A 20,014-nucleotide genomic window follows, 5' to 3' on the forward strand; every position below is an offset into this window, starting at 1 on the left:
TCGGGCATCGTGACCCCCGATCGAGCCGACGCCTCTTCCGGCGTGATCATGTCTGCCTGACGCGGAGTGACGTGACGGTCCGCGGACTGGTGGACATCTCAGTGCCCGACCCCGTCCGTGGCAGAGCATTCGCGTGTCTTCCTCGAGCAGGGTGCGGTGGAAGCGTTCGACCCTGCCGTTGGTCTGCGGCTGCCAGGGCCTGGTCCGGCGTGGGCCGATGCCCGGATCGGCCCTGTCTCCTCATGCGGTGGGCAGCTGGCAGCCCGCGCCCCGGGGTGAGCCCGGGGCGCGGGTGGCGGTCGGTGAAGTGCTCGTCAGCCGAGCGGGTTGGAGGTGTCGCGCAGGGTTGCGAGGGCGGGGGCGTACATCCGGGCCTTGATGGTGCCGAGGGTGTCGCCGGCCTTGTTCACCTGCGCCTGGGCGATCTCGATGGCAGTGGAGCGCACGGCGTCCTCACTGACCGCCTGGTCGACGATGCCGGCGGCCGCGGCGTCGGTGCCGCCGTAGCGGCGGGCGGTGAGCATGGCCTCGTGCGCGGTCTGCGGCGCCAGACGGGACTGGATCAGGGCGGCCATGCCGGGGGTGAAGGGGATGTTGATGTCCGCTTCGGGCAGGCACCAGTAGCCGCGGTCTGCCCGCATCACGCGGAAGTCGTGGGCGAGGGAGAACATCGCGCCGGCGGCGAAGGTGTGCCCCTGCAGCGCGGCCACCGTGACGACCGGCAGCGACAGCATCCGCGCGAACAGCTCATGGACGCAGACGACGTAGTCCTGGTGCTGGTCGGCATGGGCGAACAGCCAGTCCAGGTCGAGCCCGTTGGAGTAGAACTTGCCGGTGGCGGCGGTGACCAGGGCGCGCGGGCCTTCCGCCTTCTCCACCTCGTCGAGCGCGGCGCTGACGGCGGTGAGCCAGTCGGGGTGGAAGCGGTTCTCTCCGTCTCCGAGGTCGAGGACGAAGACGTTGTCGTGGCGGTCGAGCGAGGGCATGGCGACTCCTTCGAACTGAGCTGATGAGGTGAAGTGGCTGCGGACTACGGCCGGGGCCCGGGTTCGGCACCGGGGCGGTCGCGCAGGGCGTGGAGGAGCAGGTCGTGGATCTCGGCGGCGGCCGCCTCGATCGGGGCGGTGCTCTGCTCTGCCCGGCACATGATCACCGCGCCTTCGACCGCGGCGATGATGAAGGCACCAAGTCTGCGGCTGCGTTCCTCGGCCAGGCCGTGCCGCAGGAAGAGGCCCGCGAGGGCCTCCTGCCAGCGGGCGAAGACGGCGGCGGCGGAACGGGCCAGCTGGGGTGCGTCGTCGTTGGTCTCGACGGCCACCGCCACGATCGGGCAGCCGGCCCGGAAGCCGCTCTCCACGAGCCGGTCGCGCCACAGCACGAAGAACGCGTCGACGGCCTGCACCGGATCATCCGCCTGCATGGCGGCGTCGATCAGGCCCGCGATGAAGTCCCCCGCCAGTGCCACCGCCTCGTCGATGAGCTGCGCCCGCCCGCCGGGGAAGTGGTGATACACCGAGCCCCGAGGGGCTCCGCTGTGTGCGAGCACCCGGTCGATGCTGGTCGCGCTCGCCCCGTACTCGCGCAGCAGAGCAGCAGCACTGAGAATCATCCGGTCACGGTTTTCACTCCTGCGCGGGCTCACTGCTCACCACCTTCCCCATGACCATGCGGCCCACCAAGCGATCTACCAGTCAGTAACTTATGGGGTATGCCATAGAACATGCAAGAGCGGCTGTGGCTGGGGCGGAAGGCGCGCGCGTACGCCGGCACTCGCGCCCGGGCCCGGTTCGGCGGCCACCGGGAAACGGCGGACCCTGGAAGAAAGAACCCTGGAGGCTGCCATGGAGATCGTGGAGGAGCGCCCGTACCGCTACCGCATCGATCCGCGGCGCGACATGAGGGTGCCCGGGATCGTGTTCGCCTCGCGCAGGCTGCTGCGGGACGCCGAGAAGTCGTTGGAGCAGGTCGCCAACGTGGCGACGCTGCCGGGCATCGTGACGGCCTCGTACGCGATGCCGGACGTCCACTGGGGCTACGGCTTCCCCATCGGCGGGGTGGCCGCGACCGACGTCGAGGAGGGCGGAGTGGTCTCACCCGGCGGTGTCGGGTTCGACATCTCCTGCGGCGTGCGGCTGCTGGCCGCCGACTGCGACCGGCAGGACCTCGCGCCGGTGCTGTCCCCCTTGATGGACGGACTGGGCTGGGCCACCCCACGCGGTGCCGGACGCGGCGCGGTCTGGCAGCTGGGCAGCACTGCTCAGCTCGAACGGGTACTGGAGGGGGGATCCCGGTACGCGGTCGAGATGGGCCACGGAGAGCCGCGCGACCTGAGCCGCTGCGAGGACAACGGGGCGGTACCCGACGCGGACGTGACGCAGGTGAGCGAGCGGGCGGCGGAGCGGGGGCTCGGGCAGGTCGGCAGCCTGGGCGGGGGCAACCACTTCCTGGAGGTGCAGGAGGTCGCGGAGGTCTACGACGAGCCCGTCGCCGCCTCCTTCGGACTCGCCCTCGGCCAGATCTGCCTGATGATCCACTGCGGCTCGCGCGGTCTGGGGCACCAGGTCTGTACGGACCATGTCCGGACGATGAACCTGGCCATGCCGCGGCACGGCATCACGGTTCCCGACAAGCAGCTCGCCTGCGCTCCGGTCGACTCGCCGGAAGGGCGCGCGTATCTCGGTGCGATGAGCGCCGCGGCCAATTACGGGCGCGCCAACCGTCAGCTTCTTTCCGAGGCGGCGCGCCGCGTCTTCCGCCGCGAGCTGGGGGCCCGTCTTTCCCTGGTCTACGACGTGTCCCACAACCTGGCCAAGATCGAGACGCATCTCGTGCGGGGGCAACCGCGTACCTTGTGCGTCCACCGCAAAGGGGCCACCAGGGCGCTGCCGCCCGGCCACTCCGATCTGCCGGACGACCTGCGCGGGGCCGGGCAGCCGGTGCTCATTCCCGGCACCATGGGCACCGCCTCGTATGTCCTGACCGGGGTCCCCGGCGGTGACGCGTTCCATTCCACCTGTCACGGGGCCGGCCGGGTCCTGAGCCGGCATGCGGCCGTGCGGGCGGTGCGCGGCCGGGAGCTGCGGTCCCGCCTGGAGGCGCAGGGGATCGCGGTACGCGGTGCGTCCCTGCAGGGCCTGGCCGAGGAGGCCCCGGAGGCGTACAAGGACGTCTCCGCCGTGGTGGAGGCGAGCGAGGGCGCGGGGCTGTGCCGCAAGGTGGTCCGGCTGGTCCCGCTGGGTGTGGTGAAGGGGTAGGTCGGACCGTCAGGGCTCAGACGGTCCTGGATCAGCCCGTCATACGTCGACCGTCACCGCGCAGGACCAGCCGTACGGATCCGGGGCAAGGCGCAGATCGCTCCACGACACGGCCTTGGGCATGGCGCCGATGATCCGTACCGCCGCCACGTCGGTCACGGCCAGCCGTACGTCGAGTCCCCCGTCCGTCGCCTCCGCCTCCACATCCACCGGCACCTCGCCGTGCACCTCCAGCCGGAAGATGACCTCGTCCAGGGAGGCGATCAGCAGATCGTCGTCGTCGGACTCGGCGAGCTCCACCTGCCGCACCGCGGTCGGCCGCACTCCGGAGACGTCCGCGAAGCACCCCACCATCCCGAGCACGGCCTCCGCCAGACACTGCTCCCGGCTCGCCCCCCAGGCCTCGATCCGCACATCCGCCGTGTGCGGGACCGTCCGGTGACCGCTCGCCCCCTGCCTGCCCGCCCGCCTGTCACCTTGTGCGTCGTCCTGTGTGTCGTCGGCCATGTCTCCATCATGTGCCCGGTCCGTGCCCGGGGCAGCATCGATGGTGTGGGCAGGCAGGCGCCGAGCAGCGGCGGACCGTGGCGTAAAGCGAGCAGGCAGCGCTGCTGTTGGCGGCCCCGGGCACCGGACCGCCGAGCAACACTTTGAGTAGGGCGGACACCGTACTGATCCGATCCCCGGGAGCGCCCCGAGGGCCGCAGCTCGGGCGGAGGACCGCCCGCTTCAGTCATGGGAGACGGAGATGAACGGCTCGGTACGGATCGGACAAGTATTCGGCGTGCCGCTGCGCATCCACTGGACCGTGCCCCTGCTCGTGGTCCTCTTCGGATACAGCCTGGCAACCCAGACGCTCCCCGCCTGGATTCCGGACCGGTCGAACGCCACATACATGGTCGCCGGCCTGGTGGGGGCCCTGCTGCTCATCGGAAGCCTGCTGGCTCATGAGGCCGCGCACGCGATCATCGCCCGGAGGAAGGACATCCCTGTCCAGGACGTCACGCTCTGGGCGCTGGGCGGGATGACCCAGATGGGCAAGCCGCGCACGGCCGGCGCGGCCTTCCTGGTAGCCGTCGGCGGGCCGCTCACCAGCCTCGTCGTCGGCGCAGCGGCGCTCGGCGCAGGCGTCGGGCTCAACGCGCTGTTCGGCTGGGCGGTGCCGGCGGCCGTCCTGGCGTGGCTGGCGTGGGTGAACTTCCTGCTGGGAGTGTTCAATCTGCTGCCCGCCGCGCCGCTCGACGGAGGGCGTGTGGTGCAGTCCGTGATCTGGTGGCGTACCGGAGACCGGGACCGGGCCGAACGAGCAGCCGCACGCAGTGGGCAGGTCCTCGGCTTCCTGCTGATCGCCGGCGGCTGGATCTCCGTCCTGCGCGGTGCCTTGGGCGGTCTGTGGCTGATGGTCATCGGTTTCTTCGTCCTGATCGTCGCCAACGCGGAGCGACGGCAGGCCGGAATGGCCTCAGCCCTGCACGGGGTACGAGCGGCTGACGCCATGTCGAGCCCTGTGGAGACCTGCCCCGACTGGCTCACCGTGGAACGCTGTGTCGACGACGTGGCGATGCGGGCCCGCCATTCCGCCCTGCCCCTGATCGACTTCGAGGGCCGCACCAGCGGCCTGGTCGACCTGTCGCAGCTCGCGAAGGTCCCCGTTTCGCAGCGCGAGGAACTGCATGTGCGTGACATCGCGACCCCGCTGTCGCAGTGCACCACCTGCGCGCCGGACGACCTCTTGGCGGACGTTCTCGAAAAGGCGGGCCCGGGCAGGAACGCCATGCGGGTCCTCGTCACCGAGGGCCGGCTCCTGGTGGGCATCATCACCGCACGTGACATCGCCCGGCTCGTCCAGCGCCACTCACTCCGCGGTACGGACAACGACACGAACAAGGACACGGACAACTGATCCAGCCCCCGTGGTCGTTGATCAGCGGCCGCGAGCCTGCGCGGGTGCCGCTGACGTCGCATCCACTCGTCGACGTGGGTGAGTCGGTTCGAGCAGATCGAGCACGGGGCGGAGGAAGAAGGGCCCGGTCAGCCGATCTTGAGGAGGCCGGCTTCGACGACGGCGCGGCCGAAGGGGCTCGCGAGTTCGGCGAGGCGTTCGCAGTCGGCGTCACCCAGAGCGGCGTAGGCGGGAAGGGCCAGGCGGTCGGTGCGGTCCTCGATGTGCCGGCGCAGGCGTACGCCTTCCGGGCTGAGGGAGTCGCCGTCGAGGAGACCTCGCGTGCGTAGGCGCTCCTGGGTGCCGGCCCACTCCTCCTCCGGCCACGCACGGCTTGCCTTGAGGAAGTCGACGGGAACCTCACCGGTCGCGGCGTGCAGCACCAGGGACTCCAAGCCCCCGACGCCCTCGCTCAGCAGGCACGCGACATGGCCGTCTCCACGGAACTCCCGGAGCAGCGTCTGGGCGTGCCACAGCTGCAGTACCGGTTCCTCCGGCCACGGCAGTGCGGCATGCGCGGCGAACAGCGGGCGGCCCTGTCCGTGTTCGCAGGCCGCCTCGGCGGCCCGGCGGGTCAGTGTCAGGGCCTCGTCCAGACCGGGGAGTTCGTGGATCCCGGCTCGTCGCAGGGCCTCGCTCGCGGCGGCGTGCCGCGCGTCCAGCACCTGCTGCGGCGTCGCGGCGTCCCAGGCCCCGTCGACCGCCTTCCGTACGAAATCGGGGTTGAAGTTGTAGAAGGTCGAGACGACCAGCTCAGCGGATGCCCGGCCGAAGGCGGCGCTCCGGGAGGCGAAGTACCCGGCGCGTCCGCTCAGTCCGAGGTCCGCGTACCGTCGCCTTGCCTCCGGGGCGAAGTAGATCATGGCGTGTACGGGCTCGAGCCGGCGCCAGGCTGATCGCGCTGTCTTCACGGGGTCACCTCTTCTGAGAGTCGGTGGTCGGGAACTTGGCTTCCTTGCTCGCCGTGCGCTCGCAGATGCTCGAGCAGCAGGCGGCTCAGCGTCTCGGGCGCCTCCTCGGGGACCCAGTGGCTGACGCCCTGGAGGATCTCGAACCGGTACGGCCCGCCCACCCACTGCCCGGTCTCCTGCGCGGCCGCCGGGCCGAAAGCGCTGTCCAGCGTGCTCCAGACGTACAGCGTGGGCACGTCGATGACGCCGATCGCGCCGTCGGGGCGGCCGGCGCGGTACCAGTTCAGCGCCGCGGTGAGAGCGCCCGGTCGGGACAGGTGCCGCACATAGGCGTCGGCACTGTCCTGCGGGACCTTTCCGGCGTAAGAGGCGCGAAGCGCCTCGGCATCGTCCGCGAGCATGCGTTCTTCGGTCGCGGGCGCTTCGCGCCAGTCGATCATGTAGCGCGATCGTTCTCGCTGGTCCGGGTCGGTACGCAGGGTGGTGGCCAGAGCGCCGGGGTGCGGCGTCGAGACGACCGTCAGGGTGCGTACGCGGCCGGGGTGGGCATCGGCGGTCCACCACGCCACCGCGCCGCCCCAGTCATGGCCGACCAGGTCGAAGGACGCCCAGCCCAACTCCTCGGTGATCGCGACGACATCCTCGACCAGAACGCTGATGCGGTAGTCCTCGGGCCGCTCGGGGCGGGCCCCGGGGGAGTACCCACGCTGGTCGGGTGCCACCACCCGGTAGCCGTGCGCGGCCAACGCCTCGATCTGCCGCTGCCACACGAGCCCCGTCTGCGGGAAGCCGTGCAGCAGCAGCACGGGGCGGCCCTCGGGCGGGCCCGCCGCGATCGCGTCGAACACGCCCGCAGCAGTGGAGATGCTCAGCTCGGTCACTGTCCGCCCCTTCATACCGACTGGTCGGTTAGCCTCCAGTCGTGGAAATGGATTGTCAAGGTCGAGGGTGAGCATTCCGGCCGGCGAGCGCACGCGGCGCTTCTGGGCGGTGTTGCGCCAGAGGAATGGTTGAACCTGACGCCGGATTCAACTATAACCAACGGAGGCCGGCCCGCCACCCTGCGGCCATGGCGCCACGCCCTCGGAAAAAGGGGAGGCGGAGCGCCCCGGGTGGCATGCGGAAAGGCCGACCGGCATCGAGCCCGGCTCACGGAGCTCGGGACACCGGCCCTGAAGCTCCCGGACGAACCGGACCGACAGAAAGCAGTGAGGCGACATGAGGGAAGCAGTCATCGTTTCGACGGCCAGGACGCCGATCGGGAAGGCATACCGCGGCGCGTTCAACGACACCCAGGCGCAGGAACTTGCCGCCCATGCCCTCTCGCACGCGGTGCAGCGTGCCGGGCTCGAGGGAGGCGAGGTCGAGGACGTGATATTCGGCTGTGCCGTGCAGCAGGGGTCCTCCGGTGGCAACGTCGCCCGCCAGGCCGTTCTTCGTGCCGGACTTCCGGACGTCGTGTCGGGGATGACGATCGACCGGCAGTGCTCGTCGGGCCTGATGGCGATTGCGACGGCCGCCAAGCAGATCGTCAGCGACGGGATGCAGGTCGCTGTCGGCGGCGGTGTCGAGTCGATCTCCTTGGTGCAGAACGACCACATGAACACCCACCGCATGGCGGATCCCTGGCTGGTCGAGCACAAGCCGAGCATCTACATGCCGATGTTGCAGACGGCGGAGATCGTCGCCGAACGCTACGGCGTGAGCCGGGAACGCCAAGACGAGTTCGCGCTGATGTCACAGCAGCGCACCGCGGCGGCGCAGGAGGCCGGGCGGTTCGACCGGGAGATCGTCGCGCTCGCCAGTGTCAAGAAGGTCCTGGACAAGCAGTCCGGGGAGGTGCGGGACGAGGCTGTGACCCTGACCCGGGACGAGGGCAACCGCGCGTCGACCACACTCGAGGGCCTGGCCGGGCTGGCGCCGGTGCTGCCGGACGGTCGGGTGACCGTGCATTCCAGCGTGACGGCGGGCAACTCCTCGCAGTTGTCGGACGGGGCCTCGGCGTCGGTGCTGATGGAGTCGAAGGAAGCCGAGCGCCGCGGGCTGGAGCCGCTGGGGGTGTACCGCGGCATGGCCGTTGCCGGTTGCGGGCCGGACGAGATGGGGATCGGTCCGGTCTTCGCCATTCCGAAGCTGCTGAAGCAGCACGACCTCACCGTCGACGACATCGGTCTCTGGGAACTCAACGAGGCGTTCGCTTCCCAGGCGCTGTACTGCCGTGACGAACTGGGCATCGACCCGGAGCGGTTCAACGTCAACGGCGGTGCCATATCGGTCGGTCATCCGTACGGAATGACCGGCGCCCGCCTGGTGGGGCACGCCCTGATCGAGGGCAAGCGCCGGGGCGTCAGGTATGTGGTGATCTCGATGTGTGTCGGCGGCGGAATGGGCGCGGCCGGACTGTTCGAGGTGGCCTGAGGTGTCGAGCGTGACGAAGAAGGCGCGAACCGCGGTCCTCGTGGACTTCGGCGGGGTGATCACCTCCAGTGTGTTGCGGGCTTTCACCGACTTCGGCGCCTCGCTCGGCGGCGACCCGCGCCTGCCGCTCGACCTCCTGAGCCGGGATCAGCCGTCACGCACCCTCCTGGCCGATCACGAGTCCGGCCGTATCGACGCCGAAGCCTTCGAGCGAGGGTTCGCCGAGCGTCTCCGCGCCCACGGCGCCGACGTACAGGCGCAGGGGCTCACGGCCCGGATGCAAGCGGGAATGTCGATCGATCAGGACGTGCTCGCCCTGCTCGACGATCTCCGCGCCGCCGGGTATCCCGTTGCGCTGGTGTCCAATTCGTTCGGGACCGGAACCTATGACGGCGTCGACCTCGCCGCAGTGGCCGACGCGGTCGTCATCTCCTCCGAGGTCGGCATCCGTAAGCCTTCCCGGCGGATTTACGCGATCGCATGTGAACGCCTCGGCGTCGCCCCCGAGGAAGCAGTCATGATCGACGATCTGCAGCAGAACCTCGACGGAGCGGCGCGGATCGGAATCGAGGGCGTACTGCACACCAGTGCCTCCGACACCCGCAGCCAACTCGCCGAACGCTTCAGGATCGTCGCCTGACCGATCGGGCGACCGGTCGGGGGAGACCGGTCAGGCCTGGACCCGCACCGCATCACCTGCTCACCTCTCCGGAAGGCACCGCCCATGGCCAGTGTTCTCGACCCGGTCTGCCGCCACGCGGCCGCAACTCCCGACAACATCGCGCTGCGCGGCGGCGCCGATCAGTGGACCTACCGGCAACTGCGCGACGCGAGCGCACGGTACGCGAGCGCCTTGGCGGCCGCGGGCCTGTCTCCCGGGGACCGGGTGCTGCTGGCGGCGCCGTCGGTGCCCGAGTTCGTGGTCGCCTACCTCGGGATCCAGGCCGCGGGCTGTGTGGTGGTGCCGGTCAACACGATGTCCACCCGGGCCGAGGTCGAGTACGTTCTCGGCGACGCCGGGTGCTCGTTGGCGATCGCCTGGCACGCCATCGGCCCCGCCGTGGCGGAGGCGGCCTCTTCGCTCAAGGTGCCCTCCTGGGCGCTGTCTCCTGGTGCGACGGTCACCGGCGCCGACCTTGCCCCCGTGGTCGACCGGGACCGGGACGAGACCGCGGCGATCCTGTACACCTCGGGTACGACAGGGCGGCCGAAGGGTGCTCAGCTCACCGTCGGGAACCTGTTGTCAGCCGGGGAGATCGGCGCCGAGTGCAGCCGCGCAACGAGCGCCGACCGTACCGGCACCGGACTCCCGCTGTTCCACGTGTTCGGCCAGGCGTCCGTCATGATGGCGACCTTGACCGTGGGCGGCTCGATGTCGTTGCTGGCCCGATTCGACCCGGCGGCGATGCTGGAGATGCTGCGCCGCGACCGGCTCACCATCATGGCCGGCGTACCGACCATGTGGAACGCGATGCTGCACGCGGCGGGTGACGCGAATCCGGCGGACTTCGCCGGGCTCCGCGTCGCCGTCTCCGGCGGCGCGTCGCTGCCCGGGGAGATCGCCCGGGCCTTCGAGGCCCGGTTCGGCTGCACCATCCTCGAAGGGTATGGGCTCACCGAGACGACCGCGTTCGGCACCTTCAACGACGTCGACCGCGGCGGCAAGACCGGGTACACCGGGCGGGCGGTCCCGCGGCTGCAGGTGCAGGTGCGTGACACCGACGGGAACGAGTGCCCGCCGGGTACCGTCGGCGAGGTCCACATCAAGGGGCCCACGGTGATGCGCGGTTACTGGAACCGCCCCGCGGACACCGCCGCGGCCATCTCGCCCGACGGCTGGTTCCGGACCGGCGACCTCGGTGAGACCGACACGGACGGCGACCTGCGCATCGTCGACCGGATCAAGGACCTGATCATTCGCGGCGGCTACAACGTCTACCCCGGTGAGGTCGAGGAAGTCCTCTACGAGCACCCGGACATCGTCGAGGCAGCCGTGATCGGCGTTCCCGACGACCACTACGGCGAGGAGGTCGCCGCGCTCGTCGCCGCCCGGCCCGGTTCGCAGCTCGGTGCCGCCGAGGTGTCGGACTGGACACGCGAGCGGCTGTCCGCCTACAAGGTGCCGCGCATCATCCGGTTCGTCGACGCGCTGCCCAAGGGCCCGACCGGGAAGATCCTCAAGCGTTCCATCGACCGTACGGACCTGACCCGTGACCCCGCGCCCGGCGACGTACCCGCCCGCCGGCACTGAACATCCGTCGACGGACGAGATGTGTCCGCCACAGGAGAAAGTCGCATGACACATGGTGAGTTGCTCATGAGCCTGCCTCCCGTCCTGCGGGACCGGCTTCGCCTGCCCGTGGTCGCATCGCCGATGTTCCTCGTGTCCGGTCCGGAGCTGGTCATCGCCCAGTCGACCTCCGGGATCGTGGGTTCCTTCCCCACGCTGAACGCGCGGCCCCAGTCGGCGCTGCGCGCATGGCTGCAGCACATAACGCAGGAGTTGGCCAAGCACGACGCCGACCGTCCCGAGGCACCGTCCGCGCCGTTCGCGGTCAATCTCATCGTGCACAAGACCAACTCGCGCCTCGAGGAGGACCTCTCGACCGTCGTGGAGTTCGAGGTGCCGATCGTCATCACCTCTCTCGGCGCCCGGGCCGATGTCAACGACGCGGTCCACTCCTACGGCGGCATCGTGCTGCACGACGTCATCAGCAACCGGTTCGCGCGCAAGGCGGTGGAGAAGGGGGCGGACGGCCTGATCGCCGTCGCCGCGGGCGCGGGCGGTCACGCCGGCACGCAGTCACCCTTCGCGCTCGTCCAGGAGATTCGCGACTGGTTCGACGGCCCCCTTCTGCTGTCGGGCTCCATCGCCCACGGCCGCTCAGTCCTCGCCGCGCAGGCCGCCGGCGCCGACCTCGCCTACGTGGGTTCGGCGTTCATCGCCACCGACGAGGCGAACGCGGAGGACCAGTACAAGCAGATGATCGTGGACTCCACCGCTGCGGACATCGTGTACTCCGACTTGTTCACCGGCGTGCACGGCAACTACCTCCGGGGCAGCATCGAGGCCGCGGGGCTCGATCCAGCCGCACTGCCCGGCTCCGATCCGTCCGCCATGGACTTCGGAAACCGGGACGTCAAAGGGGCGAAGGCGTGGCGGGACGTCTGGGGCGCCGGTCAGGGCGTCGGTGCGGTCGGGGCGGTACTTCCCGCCGCAGCGGTCGTCGAGCGCCTCGCCGGTGAGTACGCCGAGGCGAAGCGTCGACTTCAGCGCATGTGACGGTGTACGCCGCAGCCGCACGAGCCCGGGACCTCACTTATGAGTCTGGCGTCGGATTCAAGTATACTTCCGGGGATGAACACCACTGCGCCCGAGGACAGCGAGAAGGCCCCGCCCATGGCGCCTCTCTCGCCACTTCGCGAGCCGCCCACGACCCAACGCGGAGCGCGGACACGCGCCGCTTTGGTGAAGGCCGCGCGGAAGGTGTTCGAGCGGGACGGCTACCTCGACACCCGCCTGGTCGACATCACCAAAGAGGCCCGATGCGCGTCGGGATCCTTCTACACCTACTTCGCCAACAAGGAAGAGGTGCTCGCCGCCGTCCTCCTGGAGGCGCAGGAGGACATGCTGCACCCCGGCATGGGCCGGGTGCAGGATACCGACGATCCGTATGCGGTACTCGAGGCGAGCAATCGCGCGTATCTCGAGGCGTACAAACGGAACGCGAAGCTGATGCGACTGCTCGAGCAGGTCGCACAGGTGGAGCCGGTGTTCTGGGAGTTCCGAAGCCGGCGCACGGATGCGTTCATCCGCCGCAACGCCCGCGGCATCGTCGACCTGCAGGCGCGAGGTGTCGCAGACCGTGAGGTCGATCCGATGATGGCCTCCCGTGCGCTGTCGGGCATGGTCAGCGTCATGGCCTACAACGCCTTCGCGCTCGGCGAGGGGCGAGAAGAAGGCACACCGGTGGACTTCGAAGAACTCGTGTCCACGGTCACCCGGCTCTGGGCGAACGCCCTGCGGTTCCCCGGCCACCGCTGAATCCGGCAGTAGCGCCGGCTGGGGCGAAGCCCGCCGCCTACGACCGTTCGACGACCCCGGCGCCCGCAGCAGCGACGAAGAGCGGCTTGCCCGCGCCTGCGTGCTCGACCACTTGGCTCACCACCCCTGGTACGACGGCTCTCTCGTTCTCCTCGAGCCGCCCGGTAACGGCCGGGGAACGGCACCTGGCCGTAGCCGTCGTCGAGGCACGAGCTGAAGCCGTCGAACGCAGCCCGGCGATGACACGGCAACCGGGCCGGGTCGGAGTCCAAGGCGTGCAGCCGGTCCGCGATGGTGCCCGTCAGCGGGCTCGCAGCCGGCGCTCTTGGCCGAGTGTGGCCTCTCTTGCCTCTGCCAAGGCGTTGACCCGCTTCTGGGCTTCCGTAGGCCCGAGCCCCTTGCCGATCCGCTCGGTGAGCGGCTTTTCCCTCTGGCGACGGACGCAAGGGCCGCGAGGCCGACCATGAACCCTCCGGCCGCAAGTAGACGAGACGGACTTCTCCAGGGCCTGATGCCCCCCGACTGTTGAACTTGACGTCGGATTCAATTATACAGGTGGTCGGGAGCACGGCCGCAGCATCTCGGGCCGTGGTCGGCACCGCACGCCCCGCCACGGAGAGGGTTCGCTGTGAACGTTGAACAAAGAGTCGCCGTCGTCACCGGGGGCGGTGGAGGCATCGGCGGCGCGCTGGTCGCACGGCTCGCTCGCGAGGGTGCGCGGGTCGTCGTCGCAGACCTCGACGCGGACACCGCGCAGGCGGTGTCGGAGAGAGTCAACGCCGACCACCCCGGAAGCACCGTCAGCGCCGGCGCCGACGCGTCGGACACCGCCCAGATCCAGCAGTTGATCGACCTGGCGGAGAGCGCGTTCGGTCCGGTCGACCTCTACTTCGCGAACGCGGGCATCGCCGGGGCACCGGGCCTCGACGTGAGCGAGCAGGACTGGGACGTCTCGATCGACGTGAACCTTCGAGCTCACATCCGTGCGGCGAAGCTGCTGGTGCCGGGGTGGCTCGAGCGCGGCGAGGGCTACTTCGTCAGCACCGCCTCGGCGGCCGGGCTGCTCACCCAGATCGGCTCCGCCACGTACTCCGTCACCAAGCACGCGGCCGTCGGCTTCGCCGAATGGCTGAGTGTCACCTATGGCGATCGCGGGGTCCATGTCAGCTGCCTGTGCCCGATGGGGGTGAACACCAGGATGCTGTCCTTGGGGAAGGACTCCGGGGACGGGCTGGGACGAGCGGCCACGCAGGCCGTCACCTCCGCGGGTGACGTCCTCGAGCCGGCCGAGGTCGCCGACGCCGTCCTCGCCGCGATCGAGGAGGAGCGCTTCCTGATCCTGCCGCACGAAGACGTTCTGGACATGTACCGGCAGAAGGGCTCGGACTACGACCGGTGGCTGCGCGGCATGCGCCGCTACCAGAACTCTCTGCTGGCGCAGGCATGACCGGCGAACCCGACGAGCTCGTCCTCGCCGAACACCGCGGGCCGGTGCTGGTGCTCACGTTCAACCGGCCGGCCAAGCTGAATGCCTGGACCGACGAACTCGAAGACCGCTACTTCGCGCTGCTCGACGCCGCCGAGGACGACCCGGACGTACGCGCCGTCGTGGTCACCGGCGCGGGACGCGGGTTCTGCGCCGGCGCGGACCTCCAGCGGCTGCAGGCGGTGGGCGAGGTCCTGGACGCGGACAGGGCCCGGCGCCGGCCGCGCGACGTGCCGCTGACCCTGCGCAAACCGCTGATCGGTGCGGTGGGCGGGGTGGCCGCGGGCCTGGGCATGGTGGAGGCGCTCTACTGCGACATCCGTTTCGGCTCGCCCTCGGCCCGGTTCACCACGGCATTCGCGCAGCGCGGGCTGATCGCCGAGTACGGGATCTCCTGGCTGTTGCCGCGGCTGGTGGGGCACAGCCGGGCCGCGGACCTGCTGCTGTCGAGTCGCATGGTGGACGCCGAGGAGGCACTGCGTATCGGACTCCTCGACCACCTGGTCCCCACCGGCAGTGTGGTCGATGCCGCTGTCGCGTACGCCGCAGATCTGGCGACGCGCTGCTCCCCGGCATCCATGGCCACGATCAAGAACCAACTCCGCAGCGACGCGGACGGCACCTACGCCGATTCCTCGGCCCGGGCGGAAGGCGCCATGCTCCAGGCCTTCCGCGGAGCCGATTTCGTCGAAGGCGTGGCCAGTCACCTCGACAAGCGCCCGCCGAGCTTTCCCTCCCTACCCGTCAGGAGTTCAGATGTCCCTGTTTGACATGTCGGACCGCGCCAAGAAGTACCAGGCGGATCTGCTCGAGTTCATGGACTCGCACATCTACCCCGCCGAGGAGGTCTACCACGAGCAGATGCACGCGTCGGGCGACCCGAATTTCCACCCGCCGATCCTGGAGGATCTCAAGGCGGAGGCGCGTAAGCGCGGCCTGTGGAACCTCTTTCACCCGCACCCCGAGTGGGGCCCGGGGCTGACGAATCTCGAATACGCGCCGCTGGCCGAGATCATGGGGCGCAGTCACATCGCCTCCGAGGCGTGCAACTGCAACGCCCCCGACACCGGCAACATGGAGGTGCTCACGCTCTTCGGCACCGACGAGCACAAGGAGAAGTACCTCAAGCCCTTGCTCGACGGGACGATGGCCTCGGCCTTCGCGATGACCGAGCCGCGCGTGGCCAGCTCCGACGCCACCAATATCGAGTTGCGGATGGAGCGCGACGGCGACGAGTACGTGCTCAACGGCCGCAAGTGGTTCGCTTCCAATGCCCTGCACCGCAATTGCCAGGTGCTCATCGTCATGGGGAAGACGGACCCCACCGCTGCCCCGCACCGGCAGCAGTCGATGATGGTCGTCCCGATCGACGCCCCCGGGATCACGGTGATGCGCGGGCTGCCGGTGTTCGGCTACCAGGACCGTGAGGGGCACGCCGAGATCGACTTCACCGACGTGCGGGTGCCGGCCAAGGACGTGCTCAAGGGCGAGGGCGAGGGCTTCGCGATCAGCCAGGCCCGGCTCGGGCCCGGTCGTATCCACCACTGCATGCGGGCGATCGGTGCGGCCGAGCGGGCGCTGGAGCTGATGTGCCGGCGCGCGCAGTCACGGGTGACGTTCGGTCGTCCGGTTGCCGAGCGGTCCAACATCCAGGACTGGATCGCGGAGGCGCGCATCGACATCGAGATGATCCGCCTGCTCACGCTCAAGGCCGCGTATCTGATGGACACGGTCGGGAACAAGGAAGCGCGCACCGAGATCGCGGCCATCAAGGTGGCCGCCCCCAACATCGCGCTGAAGATCGTCGACCGCGCCATCCAGGTGCACGGGGCAGCGGGAGTGACCGAGGACTTCCCGTTGGCGATGATGTACGCGGGTCTGCGGACGCTGCGGCTGGCGGACGGTCCCGACGAGGTCCACAAGCGGGCCATCGCCAGGCAGGAACTGCGGCAGTACCGCGACGCGGCCACGGCAGCGGTGAGTTGAGATGGCAGGACTCGATCTCACCGGTCGTACCGCCGTCGTCACCGGCGCCTCGCGCGGTATCGGGCTGGCGATCGCCCAGGCCATCGCCGCGGCCGGCGGAAACGTCGTCCTCACCTCCCGGTCCCAGGAGGCGGCGGACGCCGCCGCGGCCCGGGTGGGCCGGTCAGCGCTGGGGGTCGGTGCGCACGCGGTCGACGAAGAGGCGGCCCAGCGCTGTGTGGACCTGACGCTCGAGCGCTTCGGAAGCCTGGACATCCTCGTCAACAACGCGGGGACCAACCCGGCCTTCGGGCCCGTTATCGACCAGGACCACGGGCGGTTCGCCAAGACCTTCGACGTGAACCTGTGGGCTCCCGTCCTGTGGACGGGTCTGGCCACGCGGGCCTGGATGGGCGAGCACGGCGGGGCGGTCGTCAACACCGCGTCGGTCGGCGGCATGGCCTTCGAGGCGAACATCGGGTTGTACAACGCGTCGAAGGCCGCACTCATCCATCTCACGAAGCAACTGGCCCTGGAACTCTCGCCGAAGGTTCGCGTCAACGCGGTGGCGCCGGGTGTCGTGCGCACGAAGCTGGCCGAGGCTCTGTGGAAGGAGCACGAGCAGGCCGTGTCGGCGTCGACGGCGCTCGGGCGGATAGGAGAGCCTGCCGACATCGCCTCGGCGGTCGCCTACCTCGTCTCGGACGCCGCCAGTTGGATCACCGGCGAGACCATGGTGATCGACGGCGGGCAACTGCTCGGTGACGCGCTCCCGTTCAGGCAAGGAGCCGGCATCGGTGTCTAGCGTGGACGTCGTCGGAATCGACGCCGGGGCGGTGAGCCGCTGGTTCCAGACCCTCGGCGTCGACTTCGCCGGGCCCTTGGCCTTCGAACGCATCGGCCTCGGCCAGTCGAATCTGACCTATCTCGTACGGGACCAGGGCGGCCGCAGGTGGGTGCTGCGGCGCCCGCCACTGGGTCGCCTGCTGGCATCGGCGCACGACGTGGCCCGCGAGGCACGGATTCTGACCGCGCTGGAGGGCACCGCCGTCCCCACCCCGCGGGTGCTCGGGCTGACCGGTGATCCTGCCGTGACCGATGCCCCACTGCTGCTCATGGAGTTCGTGGACGGCCAGGTCGTCGACACGATGTCGATCGCACAGTCGTTGACGCCCGAGCACCGCCGGGCGATCGGGATGTCGTTGCCGCGGACGCTGGCGAAGATCCACGCGGTCGGTCTCGAGGCGACCGGGCTGACCGGTCTGGCCGGCCACAAGCCGTACGCGCAGCGCCAGCTCAAGCGGTGGTCGGGCCAGTGGGAGAGGTCCAGGACCCGCGAGCTGCCCGCCCTCGGGGATCTCACCCGGCGCCTCGTCGCGGCCGTCCCGGAGCAGCGCGAAGTGACGCTTGTGCACGGCGACTTCCATCTGCGCAACGTCATCACCTCCTACGACAGCGGGGAGGTGACCGGGGTGCTCGACTGGGAGTTGTCGACATTGGGTGATCCGTTGGCGGACATGGGCAGCCTGCTGGCCTACTGGCCTGCCAAGGGTGAGAACACCTCGGGCGACTTCGGCGCTGCCTCTCTCGACGGCTTCCCGACCCGAGAGGAACTCGTGGCCGTCTACTCGGCGGCGTCGGGACGCGACCTGACGGCGCTGGGCTACTGGCACGCGATGGGACTGTGGAAGGTCGCGATCATCGCGGAAGGCGTCATGCGCCGCGCGATGGACGAACCGCGGAACAAGGCCGCGTCCGGGACCCCGACCGCGGAGCGCATCGACGCGCTGGTGGCGAAGGCCCACGAAGTCGCGGACACGGCAGGCATCTGACCCGATCGCATGCCCACGGGACTTTGACACTCACGCATACACGAAAGGAGCGGTGATGAGGCAAGCAGTCCTCGTATCGGCGGCGCGTACGCCGATCGTGAACGCCCACCGGGGCGCGTTCGACAACACCGAGGGACAGGAGCCGGCGGCGCACGCGACCGGCGCGGCGGGGCTGTTCGAGGTGGTGTCGTGAACCCCGCCGCACTGTTCGACGTCAGCGGAAAGACCGTGGTGGTGACCGGCGGCTCACGCGGAATCGGGCTGATGATCGCGCACGGTTTTGTGGCGGCCGGGGCCACGGTGATCATCTCTTCCCGCAAGGCCGAGGCGTGCGAGAAGGCGGCAGCGGAGTTGTCCGCCCTGACGTCCGCCGGCGCCGGAACCTGTCTGGCGCACCCGGCGGACCTGTCCACCGCCGAGGGCCTCGAGAGCCTGGCCGAGCGGGTCGCGGAGGTCGCGCCGCGGCTGAACGTCCTGGTCAACAATGCGGGAGCCGCGTGGGGTGCGCCGTTCGGCGAGTTCCCCGACTCGGGCTTCGACAAGGTGATGAACGTCAACGTCAAGGCCGTCTTCTCGCTGACACAACGGCTGCTTCCGCAGTTGCGGGCGGCAGCCACCGCCGAGGACCCCGCGCGAGTGATCAACATCGGGTCGATCGACGGGCTCGTCGTCTCCGCCTCCGACAACTTCTCCTACGTCGCGAGCAAGGCGGCGGTGCACATGCTGACCCGCAAGACGGCCGCCACGCTCGCGAGTGATCACATCACCGTCAACGCCCTCGCCCCCGGCCCGTTCCCGACCAGGATGATGGCGCACGTCCTGGAGGACCCCGAGCTGCGGGACGACGTGGTCGAACGGGTGCCCCTCGGCCGCGTCGGCACCCCCGAGGACATCGCGAGTGCGGCGATCTTCCTCGCCTCCCGCGCGGGCGCATACCTGACCGGCACGGTGATCCCCGTGGACGGCGGGATCTCCGGGACGCGCTGACCGGCCGCATGTGAAGGTCAGCGCGCCCACACGGGAGCCCCCACACTCATCAACCTGAGGACCGGCGGATCTGCCGAGCCCGACGAGCCGGCCGCCTGCTGCCGCGAGCACCTGGCCGCCTGCAAGGCCCCTCGGGCCGTCAGCGTCCGGGACGGTTGTCCAAGACCACCGGCGGCAAGATCGCGCGCCGCGAACTGCGCGGGGCGACGTCCGCGTGACGAGCGAGAGGAGCGAGAGGATGGCCGGCCTGCGAGAGGTCCTGGCCCTCGACGAGATCGCGCCGGACCGGTTCCGGTCCGGCCCGATCCCCAGCGAGTGGGCGCGGACGTTCGGTGGCCAGATCGCCGCCCAGTCGCTGATGGCCGCGGCGCGCACCCTCGACCGGTCGTACTCGGCTCACTCGCTGCACGGCTACTTTCTGCTGCCCGGCCGTCCGCACGAGCCGACGGACTTTTCGGTCGAGCGGATCCGCGACGGTGGCAGCTTCTGCGCCCGCCGGGTGACCGCGGTCCAGGCGGGGGAGGCGATCTTCACGATGACGGCGTCGTTCCATCGCGGGGACGAAGGGTTCTCCCACCAGGTGGACATGCCGGCGGTGCCGGCACCTGACGACATCCCGGAGTCCGACAGCATCAACGGCTGGGGGATGCCGCGGCCCGCGGAGTGGCGCCACTGGGAGATGCGATGGGTGCCCCCGGGGGAGGTCGTCCACGTTCCGGAGGCGCCGGCCTGCCAGCGGGTGTGGATCCGGTACGGGCGTCCGCTGCCGGATGACGGTGCCGTCCATGCCTGCGCACTGACCTATCTCAGCGACATCGCGCTGCTGGGATCCGCGCGGCTGCCACATCCCCGAACCGCCGTACAGGGTGCCTCGTTGGACCACTCGCTGTGGTTCCTGCGTCCCTTCCGTGCGGACGAGTGGCTGCTGTACGACCAGGTCTCCCCTTCGGCCGAGCACGGCCGGGCGCTCACCCGCGGAAGGCTGTTCGACACGGGCGGGCGTCTGGTGGCCGCCGTCGCGCAGGAGGGACTCATGCGCTTCGAACGGCCCCGGTCGATGGCGGGCCGCGACACAGAAGAAGGGACGCGTGGTGCGCACGCCTCGGCGAGCGTTCCGTGATCCCCCCGTCCCCGACCTTCGCCGAAATCCGTCTGTCAAAGAATTCAGGAAGTG

20 protein-coding genes are annotated in these 20,014 nt (G+C 70.0%); 15 read left to right on the forward strand and 5 right to left on the reverse strand.

Annotated features, from left to right (window positions below):
• Positions 1 to 314 precede the first annotated feature (314 nt).
• Together HW130_RS05730 and HW130_RS05735 are read right to left on the reverse strand one after the other, a co-directional pair.
• Positions 315 to 986, reverse strand: a complete 672-nt coding sequence (locus tag HW130_RS05730; RefSeq protein ID WP_177148307.1) for an enoyl-CoA hydratase-related protein — start codon at positions 984 to 986, stop codon at positions 315 to 317.
• A gap of 44 nt (positions 987 to 1,030) precedes the next feature.
• Positions 1,031 to 1,609, reverse strand: a complete 579-nt coding sequence (locus HW130_RS05735; RefSeq protein ID WP_177148308.1) for a TetR/AcrR family transcriptional regulator — start codon at positions 1,607 to 1,609, stop codon at positions 1,031 to 1,033.
• Positions 1,610 to 1,841: 232 nt separating this feature from the next.
• Between HW130_RS05735 and HW130_RS05740 the strand changes: the two genes are divergently transcribed.
• On the forward strand, positions 1,842 to 3,254 hold the full coding sequence (locus HW130_RS05740) for an RtcB family protein (protein ID WP_177148309.1): 1,413 nt from the start codon (positions 1,842 to 1,844) through the stop codon (positions 3,252 to 3,254).
• A gap of 39 nt (positions 3,255 to 3,293) precedes the next feature.
• Here the strand turns inward: HW130_RS05740 and HW130_RS05745 are convergent, their stop codons facing one another.
• Positions 3,294 to 3,761 (reverse strand): archease, encoded by a 468-nt coding sequence (locus HW130_RS05745; RefSeq protein ID WP_177148310.1) that lies wholly within the window; start codon positions 3,759 to 3,761, stop codon positions 3,294 to 3,296.
• 241 nt (positions 3,762 to 4,002) lie between these two features.
• Between HW130_RS05745 and HW130_RS05750 the strand changes: the two genes are divergently transcribed.
• Positions 4,003 to 5,157, forward strand: coding sequence for a site-2 protease family protein (locus tag HW130_RS05750; RefSeq protein WP_177148311.1), 1,155 nt, complete (start codon positions 4,003 to 4,005; stop codon positions 5,155 to 5,157).
• A 128-nt stretch (positions 5,158 to 5,285) separates the two neighbouring features.
• Here HW130_RS05750 and HW130_RS05755 read toward each other — a convergent pair whose 3' ends face one another.
• Positions 5,286 to 6,107, reverse strand: a complete 822-nt coding sequence (locus HW130_RS05755; protein WP_177148312.1) for a hypothetical protein — start codon at positions 6,105 to 6,107, stop codon at positions 5,286 to 5,288.
• Complete coding sequence (locus HW130_RS05760; RefSeq protein ID WP_256355905.1) at positions 6,104 to 6,979, reverse strand: alpha/beta fold hydrolase; 876 nt, start codon at positions 6,977 to 6,979, stop codon at positions 6,104 to 6,106. The genes HW130_RS05755 and HW130_RS05760 overlap by 4 nt, the downstream gene beginning before the upstream one ends.
• 346 nt (positions 6,980 to 7,325) lie before the next feature.
• On the opposite strand from HW130_RS05760, the gene HW130_RS05765 reads away from it, so the two are divergent.
• The 13 genes from HW130_RS05765 (at position 7,326) to HW130_RS05825 (ending at position 19,960) form a co-directional block, all read left to right on the forward strand.
• Positions 7,326 to 8,525, forward strand: a complete 1,200-nt coding sequence (locus HW130_RS05765) for an acetyl-CoA C-acyltransferase (RefSeq protein ID WP_177148314.1) — start codon at positions 7,326 to 7,328, stop codon at positions 8,523 to 8,525.
• Between the two features lie 40 nt (positions 8,526 to 8,565).
• Positions 8,566 to 9,165 carry an HAD family phosphatase gene (locus HW130_RS05770; protein ID WP_309140337.1) on the forward strand — a complete coding sequence of 200 codons (600 nt, stop codon included), beginning with the start codon at positions 8,566 to 8,568 and terminating at the stop codon, positions 9,163 to 9,165.
• Positions 9,166 to 9,249: 84 nt separating this feature from the next.
• Entirely contained in the window at positions 9,250 to 10,776 is a 1,527-nt protein-coding gene (locus HW130_RS05775; RefSeq protein WP_177148316.1) for an AMP-binding protein, read from the forward strand.
• A gap of 66 nt (positions 10,777 to 10,842) precedes the next feature.
• Positions 10,843 to 11,808, forward strand: coding sequence for a nitronate monooxygenase family protein (locus tag HW130_RS05780; protein WP_177148317.1), 966 nt, complete (start codon positions 10,843 to 10,845; stop codon positions 11,806 to 11,808).
• 75 nt (positions 11,809 to 11,883) lie between these two features.
• A complete protein-coding gene (locus HW130_RS05785) occupies positions 11,884 to 12,570 on the forward strand; it encodes a TetR/AcrR family transcriptional regulator (RefSeq protein ID WP_177148318.1) in 687 nt (228 codons plus the stop codon).
• Positions 12,571 to 13,198: 628 nt separating this feature from the next.
• Positions 13,199 to 14,017, forward strand: coding sequence for an SDR family oxidoreductase (locus HW130_RS05790; protein WP_177148319.1), 819 nt, complete (start codon positions 13,199 to 13,201; stop codon positions 14,015 to 14,017).
• The gene (locus HW130_RS05795; RefSeq protein ID WP_177148320.1) at positions 14,014 to 14,826 is read left to right on the forward strand and encodes an enoyl-CoA hydratase-related protein; all 813 of its coding nucleotides are present in this window, start codon (positions 14,014 to 14,016) and stop codon (positions 14,824 to 14,826) included. The genes HW130_RS05790 and HW130_RS05795 overlap by 4 nt, the downstream gene beginning before the upstream one ends.
• Positions 14,813 to 16,042, forward strand: coding sequence for an acyl-CoA dehydrogenase family protein (locus HW130_RS05800; RefSeq protein ID WP_177148321.1), 1,230 nt, complete (start codon positions 14,813 to 14,815; stop codon positions 16,040 to 16,042). The genes HW130_RS05795 and HW130_RS05800 overlap by 14 nt, the downstream gene beginning before the upstream one ends.
• A gap of 1 nt (position 16,043) precedes the next feature.
• On the forward strand, positions 16,044 to 16,826 hold the full coding sequence (locus HW130_RS05805; protein ID WP_177148322.1) for an SDR family oxidoreductase: 783 nt from the start codon (positions 16,044 to 16,046) through the stop codon (positions 16,824 to 16,826).
• Positions 16,819 to 17,853 (forward strand): phosphotransferase family protein, encoded by a 1,035-nt coding sequence (locus HW130_RS05810; protein WP_177148323.1) that lies wholly within the window; start codon positions 16,819 to 16,821, stop codon positions 17,851 to 17,853. Before HW130_RS05805 ends, HW130_RS05810 begins: the two co-directional genes overlap by 8 nt.
• 55 nt (positions 17,854 to 17,908) lie before the next feature.
• Positions 17,909 to 18,046, forward strand: a complete 138-nt coding sequence (locus tag HW130_RS05815) for a hypothetical protein (protein ID WP_177148156.1) — start codon at positions 17,909 to 17,911, stop codon at positions 18,044 to 18,046.
• Positions 18,043 to 18,840: an SDR family oxidoreductase gene (locus HW130_RS05820; protein ID WP_177148324.1), complete on the forward strand. Its 798-nt coding sequence runs from the start codon at positions 18,043 to 18,045 to the stop codon at positions 18,838 to 18,840. The genes HW130_RS05815 and HW130_RS05820 overlap by 4 nt, the downstream gene beginning before the upstream one ends.
• A gap of 238 nt (positions 18,841 to 19,078) precedes the next feature.
• The gene (locus HW130_RS05825) at positions 19,079 to 19,960 is read left to right on the forward strand and encodes an acyl-CoA thioesterase II (protein ID WP_177148325.1); all 882 of its coding nucleotides are present in this window, start codon (positions 19,079 to 19,081) and stop codon (positions 19,958 to 19,960) included.
• The last annotated feature ends 54 nt before the right edge of the window (positions 19,961 to 20,014 follow it).

It is taken from the genome of Streptomyces sp. PKU-EA00015 (assembly GCF_013387495.1).
Lineage (GTDB): Bacteria > Actinomycetota > Actinomycetes > Streptomycetales > Streptomycetaceae > Streptomyces.

Coding starts and splice junctions, on each gene's coding strand:
- HW130_RS05815 (WP_177148156.1), top strand. CDS start 17,909: ATGAGGCAAGCAGTCCTCGTATCGGCGGCGCGTACGCCGATCGTGAAC.
- HW130_RS05795 (WP_177148320.1), top strand. CDS start 14,014: ATGACCGGCGAACCCGACGAGCTCGTCCTCGCCGAACACCGCGGGCCG.
- HW130_RS05805 (WP_177148322.1), top strand. CDS start 16,044: ATGGCAGGACTCGATCTCACCGGTCGTACCGCCGTCGTCACCGGCGCC.
- HW130_RS05800 (WP_177148321.1), top strand. CDS start 14,813: ATGTCCCTGTTTGACATGTCGGACCGCGCCAAGAAGTACCAGGCGGAT.
- HW130_RS05745 (WP_177148310.1), bottom strand. CDS start 3,761: ATGGCCGACGACACACAGGACGACGCACAAGGTGACAGGCGGGCGGGC.
- HW130_RS05825 (WP_177148325.1), top strand. CDS start 19,079: ATGGCCGGCCTGCGAGAGGTCCTGGCCCTCGACGAGATCGCGCCGGAC.
- HW130_RS05735 (WP_177148308.1), bottom strand. CDS start 1,609: ATGATTCTCAGTGCTGCTGCTCTGCTGCGCGAGTACGGGGCGAGCGCG.
- HW130_RS05765 (WP_177148314.1), top strand. CDS start 7,326: ATGAGGGAAGCAGTCATCGTTTCGACGGCCAGGACGCCGATCGGGAAG.
- HW130_RS05780 (WP_177148317.1), top strand. CDS start 10,843: ATGAGCCTGCCTCCCGTCCTGCGGGACCGGCTTCGCCTGCCCGTGGTC.
- HW130_RS05740 (WP_177148309.1), top strand. CDS start 1,842: ATGGAGATCGTGGAGGAGCGCCCGTACCGCTACCGCATCGATCCGCGG.
- HW130_RS05785 (WP_177148318.1), top strand. CDS start 11,884: ATGAACACCACTGCGCCCGAGGACAGCGAGAAGGCCCCGCCCATGGCG.
- HW130_RS05730 (WP_177148307.1), bottom strand. CDS start 986: ATGCCCTCGCTCGACCGCCACGACAACGTCTTCGTCCTCGACCTCGGA.
- HW130_RS05750 (WP_177148311.1), top strand. CDS start 4,003: ATGAACGGCTCGGTACGGATCGGACAAGTATTCGGCGTGCCGCTGCGC.
- HW130_RS05775 (WP_177148316.1), top strand. CDS start 9,250: ATGGCCAGTGTTCTCGACCCGGTCTGCCGCCACGCGGCCGCAACTCCC.